Raw genomic sequence first — 9,196 nt, 5'->3', positions numbered from 1 at the left:
GCGTGAGTTCTTCGGCACCCAATCACGCGCTGGAGTTTCCGGGCGGCTACACGCGCTCGGTCGGGCCCGTGATCGGCCGCTTCCTGACCGAGCTCCGCGACGGCCGGCTAGTCGGCGTCCGCACCGCGGCCGGCCGGGTGCTCGTCCCGCCCACGGAGTACGACACCGCTGACGGATCGGCGGTCACCGGCGATTTCGTCGAGGTCGGCCCGGACTGCACCGTGGAGTCGTGGTCGTGGGTGTCGCGTCCGCGCCGCGGCCATCCCTTCCAGCGTCCCTTCGCCTGGGCGCTGATCAAGCCGGACGGCGCCGACACGGCCCTGCTGCACGCCCTCGACCTCGGCGTCTTCGACGAGGGCGCCAAACCGCCCCGCGACCTCAGAACCGGCATGCGGGTACGGCCCAAGTGGCGCGCAGAGCGCTCCGGCGGGATCGGCGACATCGAGTGCTTCCGGCCGGACGTCACGATGATCAACGATGCCCGCCGCACGGAGTATCGCCTGCCGCCGGGCCGCGCGCTGGAGCGGTTCCTGGAGGGCGTCTCCGAAGGCAGATTCCTCGGCCACCGGTGCGGCGTGTGCGGCAAGGTCTACGTGCCGCTCAAGGGGCTGTGCCCGGTCGACGGCGTGCCGACCACCGAGGAGGTGGAGGTGCGCGACACCGGGACCGTCACCACGTTCGCGGTGAACAACATCCCCGACCCGCGCGCCCCCGAGGTGCCGTTCGTCTCGGCCTACATCCTGCTCGACGGCTCCGACCTCGCGATGCTCGCCCTGGTCGCGGGGGTACCGGCGGATCAGGTGCGGATGGGCATGCGGGTCAGGGCGGAGTGGCGGCCACGGGAGGAATGGGGCAAGACGATGGCCAACATCAAGTGGTTCGCCCCGCTCGACGAGCCCGACGTCCCCTTCGACGCCATCAGGGACTACCTGTGAGAACTCCCAGTGAAGCCGGTGCGTCGAGGCGGCTGCGAGCCGTGAGCGGAGCGAGCAGATGAACACAGCGATCGCTGTCGTGGCGTTCGTGCAGTCGCGGCATACCCGTGAGGACACCGGGCTGTCTGAAACCGAGCTGCTCGCCCCGGTCATCGCCGAGGTGAAGGAGAAGAGCGGCGTCTCCCGGTTCGGTTTCACATGCTCGGGGTCGTGCGACTACCTGGCCGGCGCGCCGTTCTCGTTCGTCGCGGCGCTCGACGCGGTGGGCGCGTGGCCGCCCATCTCGGAGAGCCATGTCGAGATGGACGCCGCCTGGGCGCTGTACGAGGCGTGGGTGCGGCTCCGGCACGGCGACATCGACACCGCGCTGGTTTACGGCTTCGGCAAGTCGTCGCAGGGCGACCTGCGCGAGATCATGACCTTGCAGCTCGACCCGTACTACCTCGCCCCGCTGGGCCCCGACCAGGTGTCGCTCGCCGCGCTGCAGGCTCAGGCCTACCTGGAGGGCTCGGGCGCCAAGGAGAACGACCTGCTGGCCGTGGCGGCCCGGTCGCGCGCCGCCGGACGCGCCAACCCGTACGCCCTGGACCTGCCCGAGCCGGACCCCGAGGCCGGCTACGAGGTGGCGCCGCTGAGGCCGTACGACGTCGCGCCGGTCACCGACGGGGCGGCGGCGATCGTTCTCGCGGCGGGCGACAGGGCTCGTGAGCTGTGCGAGCGCCCGGCGTGGATCCGCGGCATCGACCATCGCAGCGACGTGCACTCCCTCGGGGCCCGGGACCTGACCCGTTCGGAGTCCGCCGCGCTCGCGGCGGAGCGGGCGGGCGCCCGCGACGCCGAGGTCGAGGTCGCTGAGCTGCACGCGCAGTTCAGCCACGAGGAGCTGATCCTGCGCGCCGCCCTCGGGCTGTCCGACAGCGTCGTGGTGAACCCCTCGGGCGGCCCGCTGGCCGCCAACCCGGTGATGGCGACCGGTCTGATCCGGATCGGCGAGGCGGCGGCGCGGATCCACGACGGTTCGGCGGCGCGCACGCTGGCCCACGCGACGTCCGGCCCCTGCCTGCAACAGAACCTCGTCTGCGTGATGGAGGCGGAGTGATGGCGAACCCTTGCGCGGTCATCGGGGTCGGGCAGACCCATTACCGGACCAAGCGTCTCGACGTGTCGATCGCCGGCCTGGTGCGCGAGGCGGCGCTGCGCGCGCTCGAGGACGCGGGGCTCACGTTCGCGGACATCGACGCCGTCGTCATCGGCAAGGCACCGGACCTCTTCGAGGGCGTGATGATGCCGGAGGCCTATCTCGCCGACGCCCTCGGCGCCCGGGGCAAGCCGATGATGCGGGTGCACACGGCCGGCTCCGTCGGCGGCTCGACCGCGCTGGTGGCGGCCGGGCTGATCCAGGGCGGTGTGCACGACCGGGTGCTCGTCGTGGCATACGAGAAGCAGTCGGAGTCCAACGCGACGTGGGCGCTGTCGACGCACCCGCCCATGACCGCGTCGCTGGTGGTCGGCGCCGGGGGATACTTCGCGCCGCACATCCGGGCCTACATCCGCCGTTCCGGCGCCCCCGACCACATCGGCACGCTGGTCGCGGTGAAGGACCGGGTCAACGCGCTGCGCAACCCGTACGCCCATCTCAAGATCGAGGGCATCAGCCGCGAGATGGTCGAGATGACGCCGATGCTGTGGGAACCGCTGCGCTATCTCGAGACCTGCCCGTCGTCGGACGGGGCCGCGGCGATGGTGCTCGCGAGCGAGAGCGCGGCGCGCCTGGCGCCGAACCGGCCCGCCTGGGTGCACGGTGCGGCGATGCGGTCCGAGCCGATCTTCTTCGCCGGGCGGGACACCGTGAACCCGCAGGCGGGCAAGGACTGCGTGGCCGACGTCTACCGGCAGGCCGGCATCACCGATCCGCGGCGCGAGCTCGACTGTGCCGAGGTCTATGTCCCCTTCTCCTGGTACGAGCCGATGTGGCTGGAGAACCTCGGCTTCTGTGGTGAGGGGGAGGGGTGGAAGCTCACCGAGGACGGCGCCACCGCGTTCGAGGGCGACATCCCGTGGAACCCGTCCGGAGGAGTGCTGTCGTCGAACCCGATCGGCGCGTCGGGGCTCATCCGTTTCGCCGAGGCGGCCCAGCAGGTCCGCGGCCTGGCCGGCGACTGTCAGGTCGAGGGAGCGCGACGTGCCCTCGGCCACGCCTACGGCGGTGGCGCGCAGTTCTACGCCATGTGGGTCGTCGGCACCGAGAAACCCTAACCCCCCGCGGCCTCCGGAGGTCGTTCGATGGAGTTCAACCACGCTGATCTGTTCGAAGGACTGGCCGACGCGATCGGAGACCGGGTCGCCGTCGTGTGCGGCGCGCCGCCCGCAGGGGACGGCGAGCCGGCCACCTACCGTCGCATGACGTACGCCGAACTCGACGCGCACGCCAACCGGCTCGCCCACCACCTGGAGTCGGCCGGTGTCGAGGCCGGTCAGCACGTGGGCATCCAGCTCTACAACGGCATCGAGTACATCGCGTCGGTGCTGGCCGCGCTCAAGATCCGTGCTGTGCCGGTCAACGTCAACTACCGCTATGTCGAGTCCGAGCTGCTGTATCTCTACCGCGACTCCGACATCGTGGCCCTCGTCCATGACGTCGAGTTCGCCGACCGGGTGGCGGCCGCCGCCCCGAATGCGCCGGCGCTGCGACATCTGATCTCGGTTGGCGGCGCCTCGGCGATCCCCGGCGCCGTGCCGTACGAGGAGGCGCTGGCGGCGCAACCCGACACCCGCGGCTTCCCGGAGCGCAGCGGCGACGACGTCTACATCATTTACACCGGCGGCACGACCGGCATGCCCAAGGGCGTGATGTGGCGCAACGAGGACCTGTTCATGGGCTTCGGCGGCGGGAACCCGTACGGCGAGCCGCGCGAGACGCCACAGCACGTGATCGAGCACGCGAAGAACGCCGGCCCGATGGTGATGATGGCGGCGCCTCCGCTCATGCACGGGGCGGCGCAGATGGCCACCTTCATCGCGTGGTGGATGGGTTCGACGATCGTGTACACCCGCAGGTTCGACGCCGCACTGGTGCTGCGCGCGATCGAGCACGAGAAGGTCCTCACGGTCAACATCACCGGCGACGCGATGGCGATCCCGCTCGCCGACGAACTGGCGTCCGGCGACTACGACGTGTCGTCGCTGGCGGTCGTCAGCTCCACCGGCGCGATCCTCAGCGGCTCGGTGCGAGAGCGGCTGCAGGGGCTGCTGCCGAACACGATGATCCTCGACAACTTCGGCTCGAGCGAGTCCGGCTACACCGCCTCGGGGGTCGAGGGCAGCACGCCCGAGTCGGGGCTGAGGTACCGGCCCAACAACGATCGCCTGGCCGTGCTCGATGAGTCGCTCAAGCCGGTCGAGCCAGGCTCCGGGGCCATCGGGCAGGTCGCCAAGCGCGGGCACATCGCGTTCGGCTACTACAACGACGCCGACAAGACGGCCCGTACGTTCCGGGTGGTCGACGGGGTCCGATGGCTGCTCACCGGCGACATCGCGACCGTCGAGGCGGACGGCACGATCGCCATCTTCGGCCGCGGCTCCCAGTGCATCAACACCGGGGGCGAAAAGGTCTTCCCCGAAGAGATCGAGGCGGTCCTGAAGGGCCATCCCGAGGTGTTCGACGTGGTGGTCACGGGCATCCCCGACGACCGTTACGGCAGCCGCGTCGCCGCGGTGATCCAGCCGTACGGGGACGCGCCGGCGGCCGAGGAGCTCGACCGGCACTGCCGTGCCAGGCTCTCCGGCTACAAGGTGCCCCGTACGTACGCCTTCGTCGACCAGGTCATGCGGTCGCCCGCCGGCAAGGCCGACTACCGCTGGGCGCGGGAGGTCGCCGAGCGCTCCACCGGGACCTGAGCACCGTTCCGCCCTCGCGCCCGGTATCCGGGTCGATACTGTGGGTATCCCTCCGATGTCATGGCCAAGGAGTGCGAAGGGATGAGGGCCGCGTGGTCACCACCTCCAGAAAGCCGCACAGCGTCCGTGAAGCCTCCGGTGACCGGCCACGGTCGCCTGCGGAGACGGCCGAGCCACCGCCACCACCGATTCCGGCCGTCGCGGAGAATCTCCGCGACCTCTACGACCGACTGCTTCCGTACATGGGGGGTTGGCGGGTCGATCATCAAGGCGTTTCTTCCAGTGGCGGACGAACGCGGGTGGGACCTCTGGGCGGGGACCGTGGACACGTGCCTCCCGGGTTCACGCCAGAGCGCCCGTGAGCTGTTCACTGATGGGCTGGTGATGGTCGGCGAGGTCGTGTCGCCCGGCTGTGAGCGGGAGGACCGCGAGAAGAAGCCGGTCATCTTCGCGGGCGGACGCGTGCCGATCATGATCCTCATCGATCCGCAATGCGACCCCGCGCAGGTCACCGTGTTCAGTGAGCCGGAGAACGGCCACTACACCAAGAACACGCAGGTGGACATGGGCAAACCGCTCCACGTTCCGGAGCCGGTCGACTTCGAGCTCGACACTGCGATCTTTCTCGAACGCCCGCGGTGAGCCGGCCTGGCCGCGGTCGCTGGGCCGGAAAACTACGATCACGACGGTGAGACGAGGGGTGGCCGGTTCTGGCCATTCGCTTGCGTTGCCGGATAGGCTCACTTCAGAGAGTTGCTCAGAACCAGAGCCTCTCGTATGCAGAGGAATCTAAGGGTGATCCGCGTGTCGAGCCAGGAGCGGGCGAAGCTCATCTGGGACCTGCAGCGGGCCATGCAGCGCAACACCATGTGGACGGTTCTGCTGCACAGCACCACCGCGAGCAAGGCCGGGATGAACGTCACCGATGCCCAGTGCGTGAACCTCCTGGTGCTGGACGGTCCGATGACGCCGGGCCGGCTGGCGCAGGCCATGGGCATCACCACGGGCGGAGCCATCACCGCGGTCATCGACCGGTTGGAGCACGCGGGCTACGTCAAGCGCACCCGCGACCCCGACGACCGCCGCAGGGTCATCGTCGAGCCCGTGCCCGAGGCGGTCGAGAGGTTCGCGCGGTACTTCGAGCCGATCGCGCGGGCGTCGGGGGAGAAGTTCGCCGACTTCAGCGACGAACAGTTGCGCCTGCTGCTGGACTTCGCCCACACGACCAGCGACGTCATGCCCGGCGTGATCAAGGAGATACAGGAACTGCCGTAGCGCCCGGGGTGCCGGCCGACGCTGCCACGACGAGCGCGTCGAGGAGCGCGGCAGTGGCGGGCGGGTCCGGCGGCTCACCATAGGTCGCGGCCAGCACGTACCGGACCGAGCCGGGCAGCCGGACGGCGCGCACGCCGGGGTTGCGGGCGGCCGACAGTGCCAGGTGCGGCAGCGTGGTGACCCCGAGCCCCGCCGCGACCAGGGCCTGTACGGCGACGTAGTCGTCGGTCGTGTAGGAAACGTGCGGCTGGAAGCCGGCCTCCGCGCAGATGTCGAGCAGGTGCGCTCGGCATCGGTCACAGCCCGCGATCCATTCGCTGTCGCGGTGGGCGGCGAGGCCCGGGCGGCCGTCGACGGCCGCGGCGCGCGCATGCGGAGGCGGGTCGGCGGGCGTGACCAGATACGTGGACTCCTCCAGGAGCGGGCGGGTGCGGATCCCGTCCTCCATCTCGACGTCGTGCTGCCGGCCGCCGTCGCCGTCGTACCGGAAGATCACCGCGGCGTCGACCGTGCCGTCGCGCAGCATCCGCACCGCCTGCGGCGTCTCGGTCTCGACCAGCCGCAGGTCCAGACCCGGGTGATCGGCGGCCAGGCGGGCGGCCGCGGCGGGCACGAAGGTGCCGAGGGCGGAGGGGAAGGCGGCCAGCCGCACCCGGCCCTGCCGCAGACCGACGTGGGCGGCGAGTTCGCTCGACGCGGCGTCGAGCCGCCCGAGGATTTCGGCGCCGCGGTCGGCGAGCAGCCGCCCCGCCTCGGTGAGCCGGATCCCGCGCCCCACCCGCTGGACGAGGCCGGCCCCGGTCTCGGCTTCGAGCCGGGCCAGGTGATGGCTGACCGACGGCTGGGAATAGTGCAGCTCTCGGGCGGCGCCGGTGACCGATCCCGTACGGGCGACGGCGACCAGCACGCGGAGCCGGGTGACGTCCAGCATGAGGCGAATATATCGATGTCGTCTATGGGATTGAGAGATCTTTGGCATTGGACCTATAGGTCGAGGAGGGTGCAGGCTGAAGACATGAGCCTCAACGGATCCGTCATGACGCGACCAGGGCTGGCGCACCTCGTCGAGGGCCTGCGCGCCGCCGTCGACCGGCACGCCGACTGGGAACGGACCGCCGCGCTCGTGACCGACGTGCTCCGGGACCGGCTTCCCGGACCGGATCTCCTGACCGCCGAGGAGCAGGCGGGTGACCCCGGGGGTTACCAGAGCCACCTGCTCCACGTGGAGCAGGACGGCGGTTTCTCGGTCGTCGCCGTCGTGTGGCGGACCGGCCAGGTGACCACGATCCACGACCATGTGAGCTGGTGCGTGGTGGGCGTGCTGCGCGGCGTCGAGCACGAAGAGCTGTTCGCGTGCCCCACCGGCGACCATCTCGTGCGGGTGGGTGAGAGCGCCAACGCGGAGGGCTCGGTGAGCGGCTTCGCGCCGCCCGGTGACATCCACCGGGTGCACAACCCGGCCGAGCAGACGACGATCTCGCTGCACGTCTACGGGACGGACGTCTCCCGGATCGGCTCGAGCGTCCGCCGCGAGTACCACCTCCCCATCAGGCCGGTCGAGGACTGAACGGCGACAGCACGTCGTCGAGCGTCTCGGCCAGTAGTTCGGGCAGTTCGCCGTCGCCCGTCAGGGCCCATACGATCAGCGCGCCGTTGTAGGTCACCTGGATCGTGCGGGCGAGCCGCCCGGTGTCGCCGCGCTCGTCGAGCTCTCCCGCCCGTACGGCCTCGGCCAGCAGGTCGGCGATCTCCTGCCGCACGGCCAGCGTGTGCGTCAGCGCGTGCCCGTGGAACTCCGGATCGGTGAGGTCGAGCCGCAGGAAGGTCAGATGGTTGGCCAGTTCCTCGCGGTCGCGTACCTGCGAGGCCATCGCCGCCAGCGCAGAGCGCAGAGCGGCGAGGGGCGAGCCGTGCGCCTCGCGTGCGGTCTGGAACGGCCGTCGCGCGCCGGGTTCGGCCTGTTCGGCGAAGGCGAGCAGCAGGCCGCGCTTGGATCCGAACCGCTGGACCAGCGTCGCCGGCGCCAGCCCCGTCTCCTTCGCGATCATGGCCAGGCTGAGCCCGGGCAGTCCGTGCCGGGCGATCGCCCGGCCGGTCGCGGCGAGGATCGCCGTATCGCTGATCGTGCGCGGACGCGCCACTGCCCCTCCCGGAGTTACTGAATAACCGTTCGTTAACGATAGGCGATCGCCCCGGCTTGCGGGAGGAGGTCCAGGCCCGACGTGGTTTATAAATGAATGCACGTTTATAAACTACGAAGGAGGCCGCGTGCGCGAGACCACATCCGACCTGGCCTGGCTCCAGCAGGTGCTGGACGACAGCTACGCGCGGGCGGGAGAACACCTGCGCCGCATCATCACCGAGGAGCGCCGGCTGGACGCGGTGCGGTTGGCGGATCGGCTCAGCGGAGTGCAGGTGCTCCACCTCGCGACGGTCACCGCGAAGGGCGAACCCCGGGTCGGGCCCGTCGACGGTCTGTTCTTCCGTGGCCGCTTCTGGTTCGGCTCCGCGCCCGACTCGGTCCGGTTCCGGCACCTGCGGGCCCGTCCACAGGTCAGCGCCACGGTGACGAGGGGTGAGGAGTTCCAGGTCACCGTGCACGGCCGTGCGGTGGAGGTGGACATGGCCGCGGCCGACATCGGGCCGTTCCGCGACCTGCTGATCGAGACGTACGGCGAGACCTGGGAGAGCTGGGCCGGCGACGCGCCGTACGCCCGCATCGACCCCGGTGCCATGTACACCTACGGCTCGGAGGGCCGTTCCGGTGAGTGAGGCGCCGTCGCCCCGCCGATCCGGGCCGCTCCTCGTCGCCCTGTGCCTGGCACAGATCATGCTGGTGCTCGACGTGGTGGTGGTCGTCGTCGCACTGCCCTCGATGCGGGCCGACCTCGGCATCGACGCCGCCGACCTGCAGTGGATGATCACGGCGTACGGGCTGGCGTACGGCGGGTTCATGATCACAGCGGGTCGGCTCGGCGATCTGTTCGGCCACCGCAGGGTGCTGCTCTGCGGGCTCGTGGTCTTCACCACCGCTTCGCTGGCCTGCGGACTGGCGCCGGGAGCCGGGACGGTGTTCGCGGCCCGCGCGA

The 9,196-nt window shown here is 70.6% G+C and carries 11 protein-coding genes; 9 read left to right on the top strand and 2 right to left on the bottom strand.

Annotated features, from left to right (window positions below; translation table 11 throughout):
* Positions 1-2 precede the first annotated feature (2 nt).
* The 6 genes from HKK72_RS31395 (at position 3) to HKK72_RS31370 (ending at position 6,107) form a co-directional block, all read left to right on the top strand.
* Entirely contained in the window at positions 3-935 is a 933-nt protein-coding gene (locus HKK72_RS31395) for a Zn-ribbon domain-containing OB-fold protein (protein WP_187238060.1), read from the top strand.
* Positions 936-993: 58 nt separating this feature from the next.
* Complete coding sequence (locus HKK72_RS31390; RefSeq protein WP_187238059.1) at positions 994-2,034, top strand: thiolase domain-containing protein; 1,041 nt, start codon at positions 994-996, stop codon at positions 2,032-2,034.
* Entirely contained in the window at positions 2,034-3,191 is a 1,158-nt protein-coding gene (locus HKK72_RS31385; RefSeq protein WP_187238058.1) for a thiolase domain-containing protein, read from the top strand. The genes HKK72_RS31390 and HKK72_RS31385 overlap by 1 nt, the downstream gene beginning before the upstream one ends.
* A gap of 27 nt (positions 3,192-3,218) precedes the next feature.
* The gene (locus HKK72_RS31380; protein ID WP_187238057.1) at positions 3,219-4,832 is read left to right on the top strand and encodes an acyl-CoA synthetase; all 1,614 of its coding nucleotides are present in this window, start codon (positions 3,219-3,221) and stop codon (positions 4,830-4,832) included.
* 282 nt (positions 4,833-5,114) lie between these two features.
* Entirely contained in the window at positions 5,115-5,474 is a 360-nt protein-coding gene (locus HKK72_RS42490; protein ID WP_187238056.1) for a Uma2 family endonuclease, read from the top strand.
* A gap of 153 nt (positions 5,475-5,627) precedes the next feature.
* Positions 5,628-6,107, top strand: a complete 480-nt coding sequence (locus tag HKK72_RS31370; RefSeq protein ID WP_187238055.1) for a MarR family winged helix-turn-helix transcriptional regulator — start codon at positions 5,628-5,630, stop codon at positions 6,105-6,107.
* On the opposite strand, the gene HKK72_RS31365 is transcribed toward HKK72_RS31370, so the two are convergent.
* Positions 6,082-7,038, bottom strand: coding sequence for a LysR family transcriptional regulator (locus HKK72_RS31365; protein WP_187238054.1), 957 nt, complete (start codon positions 7,036-7,038; stop codon positions 6,082-6,084). The two genes, HKK72_RS31370 and HKK72_RS31365, sit on opposite strands and share 26 nt — an antisense overlap.
* Before the next feature lie 105 nt (positions 7,039-7,143).
* Between HKK72_RS31365 and HKK72_RS31360 the strand changes: the two genes are divergently transcribed.
* A complete protein-coding gene (locus HKK72_RS31360; RefSeq protein ID WP_261987389.1) occupies positions 7,144-7,674 on the top strand; it encodes a cysteine dioxygenase family protein in 531 nt (176 codons plus the stop codon).
* On the opposite strand, the gene HKK72_RS42485 is transcribed toward HKK72_RS31360, so the two are convergent.
* On the bottom strand, positions 7,655-8,248 hold the full coding sequence (locus HKK72_RS42485; RefSeq protein ID WP_187238052.1) for a TetR/AcrR family transcriptional regulator: 594 nt from the start codon (positions 8,246-8,248) through the stop codon (positions 7,655-7,657). The two genes, HKK72_RS31360 and HKK72_RS42485, sit on opposite strands and share 20 nt — an antisense overlap.
* Before the next feature lie 127 nt (positions 8,249-8,375).
* On the opposite strand from HKK72_RS42485, the gene HKK72_RS31350 reads away from it, so the two are divergent.
* Positions 8,376-8,879: a pyridoxamine 5'-phosphate oxidase family protein gene (locus HKK72_RS31350; RefSeq protein WP_187238051.1), complete on the top strand. Its 504-nt coding sequence runs from the start codon at positions 8,376-8,378 to the stop codon at positions 8,877-8,879.
* On the top strand, positions 8,872-9,196 hold a 325-nt coding region (locus tag HKK72_RS31345; protein ID WP_222721370.1), incomplete at its 3' end, for an MFS transporter. The genes HKK72_RS31350 and HKK72_RS31345, both read left to right, overlap by 8 nt.

Source organism: Actinomadura sp. HBU206391, from assembly GCF_014323665.1.
In the GTDB taxonomy this organism is placed as follows: domain Bacteria; phylum Actinomycetota; class Actinomycetes; order Streptosporangiales; family Streptosporangiaceae; genus Actinomadura_C.
The sequence above is the reverse complement of the archived record's forward strand: the minus strand, read 5'-3'. Positions and strand labels throughout refer to the sequence as shown.